Raw genomic sequence first — 13430 nt, 5'->3', positions numbered from 1 at the left:
TTTATGTTTTGTCATAGTAGACCTCATTTCTAACTCAAACGTCTCATACTTAATTCCACCATAAAAATCCGTTTTAGACTAACTTCCACTTTGGTCAGACAAGTGGAAGTTACTTTGAGAAGTTACCAGCTGAAATATTTCACCTATATTTTTTCTTAACCTTTGACTATTCTGCAAAATTATCGTAAAATAAAGAGTAAATGATAAAATGAGGTCAGAGTCTGTTCGCTCTGGCGATAGTAGTATAAATGAGGAGAAACGCTTTGGAATTAGAAGTATTTGCTGGGCAAGAAAAAAGTGAACTATCTATGATTGAGGTAGCGCGTGCTATCTTGGAACTTCGTGGTCGCGATCATGAGATGCATTTTAGCGATCTTGTAAACGAAATTCAAAACTACCTTGGAACATCAAACAGCGATATCCGCGAAGCCTTGCCTTTGTTCTACACAGAGTTGAACTTTGACGGTAGCTTTATCTCTCTTGGAGATAACAAATGGGGCCTTCGTTCATGGTATGGAGTAGATGAAATTGATGAAGAAATCATTGCACTTGAAGAAAGTGACGATGAAGAAGTAGCACCTAAAGCTAAGAAAAAACGTGTTAATGCCTTCATGGACGGAGATTCAGATGCCATTGATTATGGTGCAGATGATCCTGAAGATGAGGACGCTTACGAAGAAGACCCAGCCCTTTCTTATGACGATGAAAATCCAGATGACGAGAAGAATGAAGTTGAAGCCTACGATGCTGAAATCAACGAAATCGCACCAGATGATCTAGATGAAGAAGTCGATCTTAATGAAGAAGACGACGAAGACTCTGAAGAAGAGGAAGAATAAAAATAAAAAGGAGTTGGAGCTGGAATCGGTCTATCAAGTCTCGATTTCCTAGTCCAGCTTTTTTGTATTAGTCTGAATTAGTTTTGTAAGCTGGAATGCGCCAAGTCAACGATTTGTTCTATTTGACAAATGCTTCATTTTGAGGTAAGATATTGTTCGGGCACCTCTTTTAGAGGTCGGAGCTCCCTAGTTATTAGGGAGCTATTTTTGTTTTTCCAAGAAGCTTTTCTTCTTGGGGTGTAGTTATTGATGAAGGTCTTGTTTTCTCAATCCCCTGTTAGTGAACAAGACCTTGAGCATTTTAGAAAGAGGAATCTATGTCTACGAAATATATTTTTGTCACTGGTGGTGTGGTATCGTCTATTGGGAAAGGAATTGTTGCAGCGAGCCTTGGGCGTCTTTTGAAAAACCGTGGTTTGAAGGTGACCATTCAAAAATTTGACCCTTATATCAATATTGACCCAGGAACTATGAGCCCTTACCAGCACGGAGAAGTATTTGTAACAGATGATGGGGCTGAGACAGATTTGGACTTAGGCCACTATGAGCGTTTCATCGATATCAACCTCAACAAATACTCAAACGTGACAACTGGTAAAATCTACAGCGAAGTTCTTCGTAAGGAACGCCGTGGAAAGTACCTTGGAGCAACTGTCCAGGTTATTCCTCATATTACAGATGCTTTGAAAGAAAAAATCAAGCGTGCTGCTCTTACGACAGACTCTGATGTCATTATTACAGAGGTTGGTGGAACAGTCGGGGATATCGAGTCACTTCCATTCTTAGAAGCTCTTCGTCAGATGAAGGCAGATGTGGGTGCAGATAATGTCATGTATATCCATACGACCTTGCTTCCTTACCTCAAGGCAGCTGGTGAAATGAAGACAAAACCAACTCAACACTCTGTCAAAGAATTGCGTGGTTTGGGAATCCAGCCTAATATGTTGGTCATCCGTACTGAAAAGCCAGCTGGACAAGGAATTAAAAATAAACTGGCCCAGTTCTGTGATGTGGCACCAGAAGCTGTCATCGAGTCCTTGGATGTGGATCATCTTTACCAAATTCCGCTTAATCTGCAAGCACAAGGTATGGATCAAATTGTTTGTGACCATTTGAAAATTGATGCACCTGCAGCAGATATGACAGAGTGGTCAGCTATGGTTGACAAGGTCATGAACCTCAAAAAACAAGTCAAGATTGCTCTTGTTGGTAAGTATGTTGAGTTGCAAGATGCCTACATTTCTGTCGTAGAGGCCTTGAAACACTCAGGTTATGCCAATGATGCAGAAGTCAAGATTGATTGGGTCAATGCTAACGATGTGACAGCTGACAATGTGGCAGAACTCCTATCTGATGCTGACGGAATCATCGTGCCAGGTGGTTTTGGTCAACGTGGCACAGAAGGTAAGATTGAAGCGATTCACTATGCGCGTGAAAATGATGTACCAATGCTGGGAGTCTGCTTGGGTATGCAGTTGACCTGTATCGAGTTTGCCCGTAATGTCTTAGGTCTTGAAGGAGCTAATTCAGCAGAGCTAAATCCTGATACCAAATACCCTATCATCGATATCATGCGTGATCAGATTGATGTTGAGGACATGGGTGGTACCCTTCGTTTGGGACTTTATCCTTCTAAGTTAAAACGTGGTTCTAAGGCAGCGGCAGCTTATCATAACAAAGAGGTGGTGCAACGCCGTCACCGTCACCGTTATGAATTTAACAATGCCTTCCGTGAACAGTTTGAAGGAGCAGGTTTTGTCTTTTCAGGCGTTTCACCAGACAACCGCTTGGTAGAAATTGTGGAAATTCCAGAAAACAAATTCTTTGTGGCTTGTCAGTACCACCCAGAGCTTTCAAGTCGTCCAAACCGCCCAGAAGAACTCTACACTGCTTTTGTAACAGCAGCGGTTGAGAACAGCAATTAGCAAAATCAGAACCTTTGAGAACAATCTCAGAGGTTTTTTGCTTGCAAATTTAGGATATGAGTTGCAAAATAAAAACATAGTGATATAATTAACATAAAAAACAGGAGGAAATCCCATGAAAAAAATCACACTATTTAGTTTGTCTCTAGCAGGTCTAGCTTTACTAGCTTTCCCTCATTCAGGAAAGGCGTTCGAGCTTGAAGAAGAATGGGTCATTAAGGGTGGTGTTCAATATCAAGATGGCAAAATTCTTCGATTTGAAAATGGACATGAAGTAGATATCAAAGTCTTAGATTTGCCAAAAACTGAGAAAATCGAGTGGAAAGTTACTTTAAATGGTCAGGATCAGACAGTCAATTTCCTAGGTCAAGAAAGGGACAAGTCTATGATTGGCGTAGAGGGGCGTTACCTGAATTTCTATGTACCCTATGGCTACAGAGGAGATATCAAAGTAGAAGCCAAGAGTGGAAATGAAACAAAGACCTGGTCCACTAAAGTAGTTGATGATGTGTATCATGACGGTGGAAAGAGTGGCTACTACCATATTAAAGAATCAAATGATCAATACACCTACCTTGATACTAAATGGGACTATCAAACTAAGACCTACACAGCTACCTTACCAGAAACTGTCAATGGTCAAAAAGTCTATGCTTGGGCAGACTATGACAATGGTGAGTTAAAACTTACAAAACCAGAATCTATCAGTCATTACTACAAGGGTGGGGGATCTTTCCAAGAACTTTATCCAATTGTAAAAGCAGAAAGCTGGTTAAAATCACATCAGAACTGGTATTATCAAAAACAAGGTCAATTAGTTCAAAATGCTTGGGTTAAGGACAATGGAAACTGGTACTTTATGAATGACAAAGGAGTTATGTTTAATCAAACATGGCTCTATCAAGGTGACAGTTGGTATGCCTTTAAGTCATCAGGAGCCATGATTTCAGCTGATTGGTTATATGATAATGGGTCTTGGTATTACCTAAAAGACTCAGGTTCAATGGCAACAGGCTGGCTTAAAGATGGTGGCACTTGGTATTACCTAAACAAGTCAGGTTCAATGGAGACAGGCTGGGTGAAGGATCAGGGTGAATGGTATTACCTAAAAGATTCAGGTGCAATGGCAACAGGCTGGGTCAAGGACAATGGTAAGTGGTACTATCTGGCTTCATCTGGTAAAATGCTTCGTAATACATACACACCTGATGGTTACTACGTTGGCAACTCAGGTGCCTGGCAATAAGAATAATAATCTTCGAAAATCTCTTCAAACTACGTCAGCGTCGCCTTACCGTAGGTATGGTTACTGACTTCGTCAGTCTTATCTACAACCTCAAAACAGTGTTTTGAGCTGACTTCGTCAGTCCTATCTGCAACCTCAAAAAGGTGTTTTGAGCTGACTTCGTCAGTTTTATCTGCAACCTCAAAGCTGTGCTTTGAGCAACCTGCGGCTAGCTTCCTAGTTTGCTCTTTGATTTTCATTGAGTACAAGAAGTCCTTTTCCTTAAAGGAAGAGGCTTTTTACTTGCTTTTCTGCTGCTTCCTCATTTGTCCTAAAGCCTTTTTTGTGTTAAAATGAATGGTATGAAAGCTAAAAAAATGTGGATGGCAGGTCTGGCTCTGCTTGGTATTGGGAGCCTTGCCCTTGCTACGAAAAAAGTTGCAGATGACCATAAGCTCATGAAAACTCAGGAAGAGTTGACAGCGATTGTACGAGACCATTTTTCAGACATGGGAGAAATTGCGACCCTCTATGTTCAAGTTTACGAAAGCAGTCTGGAGACCTTGGTTGGTGGCGTCATTTTTGAGGATGGCCGTCATTATACCTTTGTCTATGAGAATGAAGACCTAGTCTATGAGGAGGAAGTCTTATGATACAACCAGCAAGTTTAGAAGAATTGGCATCTTTAGTAGGAAAAGATGGCAAGAAGGTCTTTCTTTTTGTGGCGGATTGGTGTGGCGATTGTCGTTATATCTATCCTGCCTTGCCAGAAATTGAGGAGACCAATCCAGAGTTCACCTTTATTCGAGTGGACCGAGACCAGTATATGGATTTGGCTAAACTCTGGGATGTTTACGGGATTCCTAGTCTTGTTGTTCTAGAAAAGGACAAGGAAATCGGCCGTTTTGTTAATCGCGACCGTAAAAGCAAGCAACAAATTAACGACTTTTTAGCAGGACTGAAATAGGAGAAAAGAGATTCAATGATTTTTACATATAACAAAGAACATGTCGGTGATGTCCTTATGGTCATCGTGAAAAATAGCGGAGATGCCAAACTGGACGTGGAGCGCAAAGGCAAGGTAGCCCGTGTTTTCCTCAAAGATAGTGGGGAAACAGTGGCTTGGAATATTTTTGAAGTTTCCAGTTTATTTGAAATTGCAGAGCGCGGTCAAGTCTTTTTGACAGATGAGCAAGTCGCTCGTTTGAACCAAGAATTACAAACGGAAGGTTTTGCAGAAGAAATTATCAATGACAAAGAGCCTAAGTTTGTTGTCGGTGAGATTGTCGAGATGGTAGCCCATCCAGATAGTGACCACCTCAACATCTGCCAAGTTGCAGTCGCAAGTGACAAGACAGTACAAATCGTTGCAGGGGCTCCTAATGCGCGTGTTGGGTTGAAAACCATTGTAGCTCTTCCTGGTGCCATGATGCCCAAAGGAAATCTTATTTTCCTAGGCGAACTTCGTGGAGAAAAGAGTTTTGGTATGATGTGTAGCCCTCGTGAATTACATCTGCCAAATGCTCCGCAGAAACGTGGAGTTATTGAATTATCAGAAGACCAAGTTGTCGGAACTCCATTCGACCCAGCTAAACACTGGACTGCCTAGGAAGTTGACAGTATCTGATAGACCAGCTAGAAGGAAATAAGATGGCAAAAAATGTAGTGATTACAGGAGCGACATCAGGAATCGGTGAAGCGATTGCGCGTGCTTATCTGGAGCAGGGTGAGAATGTCGTTCTAACCGGACGACGGATAGATAGATTAGAAGCCCTCAAGTCGGAGTTTGCAGAGGTCTTTCCAAATCAAGCAGTTTGGACTTTTCCGCTAGATGTGACGGATATGGCCATGGTGAAGGCCGTCTGCTTTGATATTCTAGAAACGATAGGGAACATTGATATTTTGGTCAACAACGCCGGACTGGCTCTAGGTTTAGCACCTTATCAGGACTATGAAGAGCTGGATATGTTGACCATGCTGGATACCAACGTCAAAGGTTTGATGGCAGTCACTCGCTGTTTCTTGCCAGCAATGGTAAAAGCCAATCAAGGACATATCATCAATATGGGTTCAACTGCAGGAATCTACGCCTATGCTGGTGCCGCTGTCTATTCAGCAACCAAGGCTGCGGTTAAGACCTTTTCAGATGGTCTGCGAATTGATACCATTGCAACGGATATTAAAGTGACGACCATTCAACCAGGGATTGTCGAAACAGATTTTTCGACGGTACGTTTTCACGGTGATAAAGAGCGGGCTGCGACGGTTTATCAGGGAATAGAAGCCTTGCAAGCTCAGGATATTGCAGACACAGTGGTCTATGTGACCAGTCAACCTCGTCGTGTGCAGATTACAGATATGACCATTATGGCCAATCAACAGGCGACAGGTTTCATGGTTTATAAAAAATAAAAAAATTCCTCGAAAAGTTACAAATTTCTGTAACTTTTTTTGATTTCCTACGAATAGATAAGTAGGAGGAAGAAAATATGTATAATAAAGTTATCTTGATTGGACGTTTAACGTCTACACCAGAATTGCACAAAACCAACAATGACAAGTCAGTAGCGCGAGCGACTATTGCAGTTAACCGTCGTTACAAAGACCAAAACGGGGAACGCGAAGCTGACTTTGTCAATATGGTCCTATGGGGCAGACTAGCAGAAAGCTTGGCCAGCTACGGAACTAAAGGTAGTCTCATTTCAGTGGATGGAGAACTTCGTACCCGTCGTTTTGAGAAAAATGGTCAGATGAACTATGTGACCGAAGTACTTGTTACAGGATTCCAATTATTAGAAAGTCGTGCCCAACGTGCCATGCGTGAAAATAACGCGGGCCAAGACTTAGCGGACTTGGTCTTGGAAGAGGAAGAATTACCATTTTAATACTCTTCGAAAATCAAATTCAAACTACGTCAGCTTCGCCTTGCCGTGCTCAAGTACAGCCTGCGGCTAGCTTCCTAGTTTGCACTTTGATTTTCATTGAGTATAAACATTGAAAAGTCTGAGTTGATCTCAGGCTTTTTATCTTGAGAAAGTCAGACTTTTTTCTTGACTATTTCTGACCAAGTGATACAATAGAACTATGAATTAGCACTCATATGTAAAGAGTGCTAATAATTTCTATCTCATTATGGAGGAAATCAGATGTTGAAACCATTAGGAGACCGTGTGGTCTTAAAAATCGAAGAAAAAGAACAAACTGTTGGAGGCTTTGTCCTTGCAGGCTCAGCCCAAGAAAAAACTAAAACAGCCCAAGTTGTGGCTACTGGACAAGGTGTTCGTACCTTGAACGGTGACTTGGTTGCTCCAAGTGTTAAATCTGGAGACCGTGTCTTAGTTGAAGCCCACGCAGGTCTTGATGTCAAAGATGGAGATGAAAAGTACGTCATCGTAGGTGAAGCTAACATCTTGGCTATCATTGAAGAATAGAAGGAGAAAGTAAGTATGTCAAAAGAAATTAAATTTTCATCAGATGCCCGTTCAGCTATGGTCCGTGGTGTCGATATCCTTGCAGATACTGTTAAAGTAACCTTGGGACCAAAAGGTCGTAATGTCGTTCTTGAGAAATCATTTGGTTCACCCTTGATTACCAATGACGGTGTAACTATTGCCAAAGAAATTGAATTGGAAGACCATTTTGAAAATATGGGTGCCAAATTGGTATCAGAAGTAGCTTCAAAAACCAATGATATCGCTGGTGACGGAACAACGACTGCAACAGTCTTGACCCAAGCTATCGTCCGTGAAGGAATCAAAAATGTCACTGCAGGTGCCAATCCAATCGGTATTCGTCGTGGGATTGAAACAGCAGTTGCCACAGCTGTAGAAGCCTTGAAAAACAATGCCATCCCTGTTGCCAATAAAGAAGCCATTGCTCAGGTTGCTGCCGTGTCTTCTCGTTCTGAAAAAGTCGGCGAATACATTTCTGAAGCAATGGAAAAAGTTGGCAAAGACGGAGTCATCACCATTGAAGAGTCACGTGGTATGGAAACAGAACTTGAAGTTGTAGAAGGTATGCAGTTCGACCGTGGTTATCTTTCACAGTACATGGTGACAGATAGCGAGAAAATGGTGGCTGACCTTGAAAATCCGTACATTTTGATTACTGATAAGAAGATTTCAAATATTCAAGAAATCTTGCCACTTCTAGAAAGCATTCTCCAAAGTAACCGTCCGCTCTTGATTATTGCGGATGATGTGGATGGTGAGGCTCTTCCAACCCTTGTTTTGAACAAGATTCGTGGAACCTTCAACGTGGTAGCAGTTAAGGCGCCTGGATTTGGTGACCGTCGCAAAGCCATGCTTGAAGATATCGCCATCTTAACAGGCGGAACTGTTATCACTGAAGACCTTGGTCTTGAGTTGAAAGATGCGACAATTGAGGCGCTTGGTCAAGCAGCTAAAGTGTCTGTAGATAAAGATAGCACAGTCATTGTAGAAGGTGCAGGAAATCCTGAAGCAATTGCCAACCGTGTAGCTGTCATCAAGTCTCAAATCGAAACAACAACTTCAGAATTCGACCGTGAAAAACTCCAAGAGCGCTTAGCGAAGTTGTCAGGTGGTGTCGCAGTGATCAAGGTCGGCGCTGCAACTGAAACTGAGTTGAAAGAAATGAAACTCCGCATCGAAGATGCCCTCAACGCTACTCGTGCAGCCGTTGAAGAAGGAATCGTTGCTGGTGGTGGAACAGCCCTTGTAAATGTCATTCCAGCCGTGGCTAATTTGGAATTGACAGGAGACGAAGCAACAGGGCGCAATATTGTTCTCCGCGCCTTGGAAGAACCTGTTCGTCAAATCGCTCATAATGCGGGATTTGAAGGTTCTATCGTTATCGATCGCTTGAAAAATGCTGAGCTTGGTACAGGTTTCAACGCAGCAACTGGCGAGTGGGTCAACATGATTGATCAAGGGATTATCGACCCAGTTAAAGTGAGTCGTTCAGCCCTACAAAATGCAGCATCTGTAGCCAGCTTGATTTTGACAACAGAAGCGGTTGTAGCCAATAAACCAGAACCAGTAGCCCCAGCTCCAGCAATGGATCCAAGTATGATGGGCGGGATGATGTAAGATTTATACTCTTCGAAAATCAAATTCAAACCACGTCAACGTCGCCTTGCCATAGGTATGGTTACTGACTTCGTCAGTCTTATCTACAACCTCAAAGCAATGCTTTGAGCAACCTGCGGCTAGTTTCCTAGTTTGCTCTTTGATTTTCATTGAGTATTAGCTACGAAGTAATTCATAAGAAACACAAAAGGAGGGAATGCCTATCCCTCCTTTTTATGATATTCCCTTCTAAATAGATTTGAGCTCTCCTAACTTATATGATAAAATAAGACTAGAAAAAGGAGAAAAACATGATCGATGTAGAAGAAATTCTGAGCAAGATGAACCCTAATCAGAAGATTAATTATGACCGTGTCATGCAGAAGATGGTACAAGTATGGGAGAAAAATGAGCAACGGCCGACCATTCTTATGCATGTTTGCTGTGCCCCTTGCAGTACCTATACCTTAGAATACCTGACCAAATACGCTGATGTGACCATTTATTTTGCCAATTCTAATATCCATCCCAAGGCAGAATACCACAAGCGGGCCTATGTTACTAAGAAATTTGTCAGTGATTTCAATGAGCGGACAGGAAATACGGTCCAGTACCTAGAAGCTCCCTACGAACCTAATGAATACCGTAAGTTAGTTAGAGGACTGGAAGAAGAACCAGAAGGTGGAGACCGTTGCAAGGTTTGTTTTGACTACCGACTGGATAAGACAGCGCAAGTGGCTATGGATTTAGGCTTTGACTATTTTGGTTCAGCCTTGACCATTAGTCCTCATAAGAATTCTCAAACCATTAACAGCATCGGAATCGATGTGCAAAAGATTTATACAACCCACTATCTTCCAAGTGATTTCAAGAAAAATCAGGGTTACAAACGTTCAGTAGAGATGTGTGAAGAATACGACATCTATCGCCAATGTTACTGTGGATGCGTCTATGCAGCCCAAGCCCAGAATATTGACCTGGTTCAAGTTAAGAAGGACGCCACAGCGTTCATGCTTGATAAGGATGTTGAAAAAGACTATTCCCACATCAAATTTACTGTTACGAAATTAGATATATAGAAATCCACCCAGCTGAAAAGCTGGGTTTTTAAAATAAAAAAACCGGGGCCTTAACCCCAGTTTGACAACTTTACCGATTCTTTAGTTCTACATAGCGCTTGTACCAAATATTGACATAGGCTTCTGAGAAGGGGCCTCGTTCATTGTTAATCCAATCAACAAGAATCTTGACATGCTCTTTCAAAATATAGTCTAAATCATCAGAATACTTCATTTTGCGTTTATGGCGCTCATACTCTTCAACGTCTAAGAGACGCTTTTCACCATCAGTGAAGACCTTGACATCCAAATCATAGTCGATGTATTTTAAAGCTTCTTCGTCCAGATAATAAGGGCTAGCCATATTGCAGTAGTAGGAAATCCCATTATCACGGATCATAGCAATGATATTAAACCAATATTTTTTGTGAAAGTAAACAATAGCCGGTTCTCGAGTTACCCAACGACGACCGTCACTTTCGGTAACAAGTGTGTGGTCGTTGACGCCGATAATAGCGTTTTCTGTTGTTTTTAGTACCATGGTGTCTCTCCAAGTACGGTGAAGACTCCCATCATGCTTATAACTTTGAATTGTAATAAAGTCGCCTTCTTTTGGAAGTTTCATAACTAACCAACTTTCTACAATTTATAAGTTTATCGTTTACTATTGTATCACATTTTTGTTTAAAGTTCTTAGTTTTTCATGAAAAAATTATAGATATTCTCTGAGAGCGCTGGCTATATCCGAAAAATCGTAGCCTTTTCGTGCTAAAACTTGAGTTAAACGCTGTTTAAGTTCGTATCCTTCATACTTTCGGGCATACTTAGCATATTGCTTATCAAGTTCCTTGAAGATGAGTTCCTGAGTCGTATCTTGGTCAACTTGACTATCCAACTGGTCAAAGGCACTTTTAGCATCAGAGTAAGAGAAGCCCTTGTTGGTCAAGTTCTGGATAATCTTATCTTGTAAGGCACGAGCTGGAAGTTTTCCCTCATATTTTTTCAATAGTTTATTCGCTACACGTTGAGCAACTTCAGAAAAATCAAAATCGTTCAATATTTCTTCTATAGTAGATTTTGAAATCCCTTTTTGTGCAAGTTTCTGAGTCAGTACATAAGGTCCCTTGTCTCCTGAAAGTTGATTGGCATTGATGATAGCATAAGCGTACTGTCCATCATTAATCCAATTATCCTCTTTAAGATTAGCAATGACTTGAGAAACTATGTTTTCATCAATATCGTATTTTTTCAGATATTCTCTTACTTCTTTTTCAGTGCGTGCTTTAAAGGATAGGTGATAGAGAGCTAGATTCTTACTATAAGAAAATTGAGCAAAGTCCTGTATCTCTTTCAATTCTTCTTGGCTTATCACCTTATTTCTCGATAACATAAAACGAACAATTGTATCTTCAGTAATGTAGAATTTGTCGTTATTATCAAGCTCCATCAGATAGAGTCTTTTTTTCTTTTCAAGTTTTGTGATTTTCATAGTTCTATTATAACTCAAAATGTGATAAGATAGGGGTATGAATCTGAAAGTGAAACAAAAAATACCATTAAAAATCAAGCGCATGGGAATTAATGGTGAGGGAATTGGTTTTTATCAAAAAACGTTGGTCTTTGTACCTGGAGCTCTCAAAGGAGAAGATATCTATTGTCAGATTACTTCTATTAAACGCAACTTTGTTGAAGCAAAATTACTAAAGGTCAACAAGAAGTCTAAATTTCGAGTTGTGCCAGCTTGTACTATCTATAATGAATGTGGTGGTTGCCAAATCATGCACCTCCATTATGATAAACAACTGGAGTTCAAGACAGACTTGCTTCACCAAGCGCTGAAAAAATTTGCTCCTGTAGGATATGAAAATTATGAAATTCGTCCAACGATTGGAATGCAGGAACCAAAGTACTACCGCGCTAAGTTACAATTTCAGACTCGAAAATTTAAGAATCAGGTAAAGGCGGGCTTATATGCACAAAACTCTCACTATTTAGTTGAGTTGAAAGACTGCCTTGTACAAGACAAGGAAACTCAAGTGATTGCTAATCGTTTAGCTGAATTACTTACTTATCACCAGATTCCAATCACGGATGAGAGGAAAGTTCTAGGTGTTAGGACTATAATGGTTCGACGAGCTAGAAAGACTGGACAGGTTCAGATTATTATTGTTACAAACCGCCAGCTTAATTTAACCCAACTTGTAAAAGAATTGGTTAAAGATTTTCCAGAGGTTGTGACGGTAGCTGTGAATACAAATACAGCTAAAACCAGTGAGATTTATGGTGAAAAGACAGAGATTATCTGGGGAGAAGAGAGTATTCAAGAAGGTGTACTCGATTATGAATTTTCACTATCACCACGAGCTTTCTATCAACTAAATCCTGAACAAACAGAAGTCCTCTATAGCGAGGCAGTAAAAGCGCTGGATGTTGATAAAGAAGACCATTTGATTGACGCTTATTGTGGAGTTGGAACGATTGGATTTGCCTTCGCAAAGAAAGTTAAAACACTTAGAGGTATGGATATTATTCCAGAAGCCATTGAAGATGCTAAGCGAAATGCTAAAAGAATGGGATTTGACAACACACATTATGAAGCTGGAACCGCAGAAGAGATTATTCCTCGCTGGTACAAGGAAGGATACCGAGCAAATGCTCTGATTGTTGATCCGCCACGTACAGGTCTGGATGACAAGTTATTAGATACAATTCTTACCTATGTACCAGAAAAAATGGTCTATATTTCTTGTAATGTATCAACATTGGCAAGGGATTTAGTTCGTTTGGTAGAAGTCTACAATGTCCACTATATCCAGTCAGTAGACATGTTCCCACACACCGCTCGAACTGAAGCTGTTGTAAAATTAATTAAAAAAGTTTAAAAAAGTGTTGACAAGTTAGAAAAAGTCGGTATAATAGTAAGAGTTGAAAAAACCAACTCAGGTCCGTTGGTCAAGGGGTTAAGACACCGCCTTTTCACGGCGGTAACACGGGTTCGAATCCCGTACGGACTATGGTATGTTGCGGATGGAACACTTGATGAAAAAAGTTTTAAAAAAGTTTCAAGAAAGTGTTGACAAGCGAAAGCGACTGTGATATACTAATATAGTTGTCACTTGAGAGAAGTGAGTGACAAAGACCTTTGAAAACTGAACAAGACGAACCAATGTGCAGGGCACTACAACTAAGGTTGTAGTACTGAACAATGAAAAAAACAATAAATCTGTCAGTGACAGAAATGAGTGAGAACTCAAACTTTTAATGAGAGTTTGATCCTGGCTCAGGACGAACGCTGGCGGCGTGCCTAATACATGCAAGTAGAACGCTGAAGGAGG

General features: G+C 40.9%; 16 protein-coding genes, 1 tRNA gene and 1 rRNA gene. 14 read left to right on the top strand and 4 right to left on the bottom strand.

Going from position 1 to position 13430, the window contains the following annotated elements:
* Positions 1-263: 263 nt before the first annotated feature.
* The 3 genes from rpoE to QM959_RS09090 all read left to right on the top strand — a co-directional run bounded on the left by rpoE (position 264) and on the right by QM959_RS09090 (position 4010).
* Positions 264-839 carry a DNA-directed RNA polymerase subunit delta gene (gene rpoE, locus QM959_RS09100; RefSeq protein ID WP_414316520.1) on the top strand — a complete coding sequence of 192 codons (576 nt, stop codon included), beginning with the start codon at positions 264-266 and terminating at the stop codon, positions 837-839.
* 317 nt (positions 840-1156) lie between these two features.
* Positions 1157-2764, top strand: coding sequence for a CTP synthase (locus QM959_RS09095; protein ID WP_414372811.1), 1608 nt, complete (start codon positions 1157-1159; stop codon positions 2762-2764).
* A 115-nt stretch (positions 2765-2879) separates the two neighbouring features.
* Positions 2880-4010 (top strand): N-acetylmuramoyl-L-alanine amidase family protein, encoded by a 1131-nt coding sequence (locus QM959_RS09090; RefSeq protein WP_414372809.1) that lies wholly within the window; start codon positions 2880-2882, stop codon positions 4008-4010.
* A gap of 29 nt (positions 4011-4039) precedes the next feature.
* Here QM959_RS09090 and QM959_RS09085 read toward each other — a convergent pair whose 3' ends face one another.
* Positions 4040-4249 (bottom strand): hypothetical protein, encoded by a 210-nt coding sequence (locus QM959_RS09085; protein ID WP_414372807.1) that lies wholly within the window; start codon positions 4247-4249, stop codon positions 4040-4042.
* Positions 4250-4342: 93 nt separating this feature from the next.
* On the opposite strand from QM959_RS09085, the gene QM959_RS09080 reads away from it, so the two are divergent.
* The 7 genes from QM959_RS09080 (at position 4343) to groL (ending at position 9058) form a co-directional block, all read left to right on the top strand.
* Positions 4343-4642 carry a DUF4651 domain-containing protein gene (locus QM959_RS09080; RefSeq protein ID WP_414372805.1) on the top strand — a complete coding sequence of 100 codons (300 nt, stop codon included), beginning with the start codon at positions 4343-4345 and terminating at the stop codon, positions 4640-4642.
* Positions 4639-4956 (top strand): thioredoxin family protein, encoded by a 318-nt coding sequence (locus QM959_RS09075; RefSeq protein WP_269795171.1) that lies wholly within the window; start codon positions 4639-4641, stop codon positions 4954-4956. Before QM959_RS09080 ends, QM959_RS09075 begins: the two co-directional genes overlap by 4 nt.
* Positions 4957-4971: 15 nt before the next feature.
* Entirely contained in the window at positions 4972-5598 is a 627-nt protein-coding gene (ytpR, locus tag QM959_RS09070) for a YtpR family tRNA-binding protein (RefSeq protein WP_414372803.1), read from the top strand.
* Between the two features lie 41 nt (positions 5599-5639).
* Positions 5640-6401, top strand: coding sequence for an SDR family NAD(P)-dependent oxidoreductase (locus QM959_RS09065; RefSeq protein WP_414372801.1), 762 nt, complete (start codon positions 5640-5642; stop codon positions 6399-6401).
* 77 nt (positions 6402-6478) lie between these two features.
* A complete protein-coding gene (locus tag QM959_RS09060; RefSeq protein ID WP_261275467.1) occupies positions 6479-6874 on the top strand; it encodes a single-stranded DNA-binding protein in 396 nt (131 codons plus the stop codon).
* 261 nt (positions 6875-7135) lie between these two features.
* The gene (groES, locus tag QM959_RS09055) at positions 7136-7420 is read left to right on the top strand and encodes a co-chaperone GroES (protein WP_261233553.1); all 285 of its coding nucleotides are present in this window, start codon (positions 7136-7138) and stop codon (positions 7418-7420) included.
* A 15-nt stretch (positions 7421-7435) separates the two neighbouring features.
* Complete coding sequence (gene groL / locus QM959_RS09050) at positions 7436-9058, top strand: chaperonin GroEL (RefSeq protein ID WP_414372800.1); 1623 nt, start codon at positions 7436-7438, stop codon at positions 9056-9058.
* Positions 9059-9061: 3 nt separating this feature from the next.
* On the opposite strand, the gene QM959_RS09045 is transcribed toward groL, so the two are convergent.
* The gene (locus tag QM959_RS09045) at positions 9062-9208 is read right to left on the bottom strand and encodes a hypothetical protein (protein ID WP_414372798.1); all 147 of its coding nucleotides are present in this window, start codon (positions 9206-9208) and stop codon (positions 9062-9064) included.
* Between the two features lie 140 nt (positions 9209-9348).
* On the opposite strand from QM959_RS09045, the gene QM959_RS09040 reads away from it, so the two are divergent.
* Positions 9349-10116 (top strand): epoxyqueuosine reductase QueH, encoded by a 768-nt coding sequence (locus tag QM959_RS09040; protein ID WP_000567569.1) that lies wholly within the window; start codon positions 9349-9351, stop codon positions 10114-10116.
* Positions 10117-10186: 70 nt separating this feature from the next.
* Here the strand turns inward: QM959_RS09040 and QM959_RS09035 are convergent, their stop codons facing one another.
* Together QM959_RS09035 and recX are read right to left on the bottom strand one after the other, a co-directional pair.
* Entirely contained in the window at positions 10187-10720 is a 534-nt protein-coding gene (locus QM959_RS09035; RefSeq protein WP_414372797.1) for a DUF402 domain-containing protein, read from the bottom strand.
* An 87-nt stretch (positions 10721-10807) separates the two neighbouring features.
* Positions 10808-11584, bottom strand: coding sequence for a recombination regulator RecX (gene recX / locus QM959_RS09030; RefSeq protein WP_414372796.1), 777 nt, complete (start codon positions 11582-11584; stop codon positions 10808-10810).
* 37 nt (positions 11585-11621) lie between these two features.
* On the opposite strand from recX, the gene rlmD reads away from it, so the two are divergent.
* The 3 genes from rlmD to QM959_RS09015 form a co-directional block, all read left to right on the top strand.
* Positions 11622-12977 (top strand): 23S rRNA (uracil(1939)-C(5))-methyltransferase RlmD, encoded by a 1356-nt coding sequence (gene rlmD / locus QM959_RS09025; protein ID WP_414372794.1) that lies wholly within the window; start codon positions 11622-11624, stop codon positions 12975-12977.
* 60 nt (positions 12978-13037) lie between these two features.
* Positions 13038-13109, top strand: a tRNA-Glu gene (locus tag QM959_RS09020).
* A 243-nt stretch (positions 13110-13352) separates the two neighbouring features.
* Positions 13353-13430: ribosomal RNA gene (locus QM959_RS09015) — 16S ribosomal RNA — on the top strand; the annotation flags it as partial.

Source organism: Streptococcus mitis, assembly GCF_047459985.1.
GTDB classification, from domain to species: Bacteria; Bacillota; Bacilli; order Lactobacillales; family Streptococcaceae; genus Streptococcus; species Streptococcus mitis_DZ.
This window is presented reverse-complemented; position numbering and strand designations above follow the sequence as displayed.

Bases quoted from the DNA above. Each gene is read 5' to 3' on its own strand.
- QM959_RS09095 (WP_414372811.1), top strand. From the start codon at position 1,157: ATGTCTACGAAATATATTTTTGTCACTGGTGGTGTGGTATCGTCTATT.
- QM959_RS09090 (WP_414372809.1), top strand. From the start codon at position 2,880: ATGAAAAAAATCACACTATTTAGTTTGTCTCTAGCAGGTCTAGCTTTA.
- QM959_RS09085 (WP_414372807.1), bottom strand. From the start codon at position 4,249: ATGAAAATCAAAGAGCAAACTAGGAAGCTAGCCGCAGGTTGCTCAAAG.
- QM959_RS09080 (WP_414372805.1), top strand. From the start codon at position 4,343: ATGAATGGTATGAAAGCTAAAAAAATGTGGATGGCAGGTCTGGCTCTG.
- QM959_RS09075 (WP_269795171.1), top strand. From the start codon at position 4,639: ATGATACAACCAGCAAGTTTAGAAGAATTGGCATCTTTAGTAGGAAAA.
- ytpR (WP_414372803.1), top strand. From the start codon at position 4,972: ATGATTTTTACATATAACAAAGAACATGTCGGTGATGTCCTTATGGTC.
- QM959_RS09065 (WP_414372801.1), top strand. From the start codon at position 5,640: ATGGCAAAAAATGTAGTGATTACAGGAGCGACATCAGGAATCGGTGAA.
- QM959_RS09060 (WP_261275467.1), top strand. From the start codon at position 6,479: ATGTATAATAAAGTTATCTTGATTGGACGTTTAACGTCTACACCAGAA.
- groES (WP_261233553.1), top strand. From the start codon at position 7,136: ATGTTGAAACCATTAGGAGACCGTGTGGTCTTAAAAATCGAAGAAAAA.
- groL (WP_414372800.1), top strand. From the start codon at position 7,436: ATGTCAAAAGAAATTAAATTTTCATCAGATGCCCGTTCAGCTATGGTC.
- QM959_RS09045 (WP_414372798.1), bottom strand. From the start codon at position 9,208: ATGAAAATCAAAGAGCAAACTAGGAAACTAGCCGCAGGTTGCTCAAAG.
- QM959_RS09040 (WP_000567569.1), top strand. From the start codon at position 9,349: ATGATCGATGTAGAAGAAATTCTGAGCAAGATGAACCCTAATCAGAAG.
- QM959_RS09035 (WP_414372797.1), bottom strand. From the start codon at position 10,720: ATGAAACTTCCAAAAGAAGGCGACTTTATTACAATTCAAAGTTATAAG.
- recX (WP_414372796.1), bottom strand. From the start codon at position 11,584: ATGAAAATCACAAAACTTGAAAAGAAAAAAAGACTCTATCTGATGGAG.
- rlmD (WP_414372794.1), top strand. From the start codon at position 11,622: ATGAATCTGAAAGTGAAACAAAAAATACCATTAAAAATCAAGCGCATG.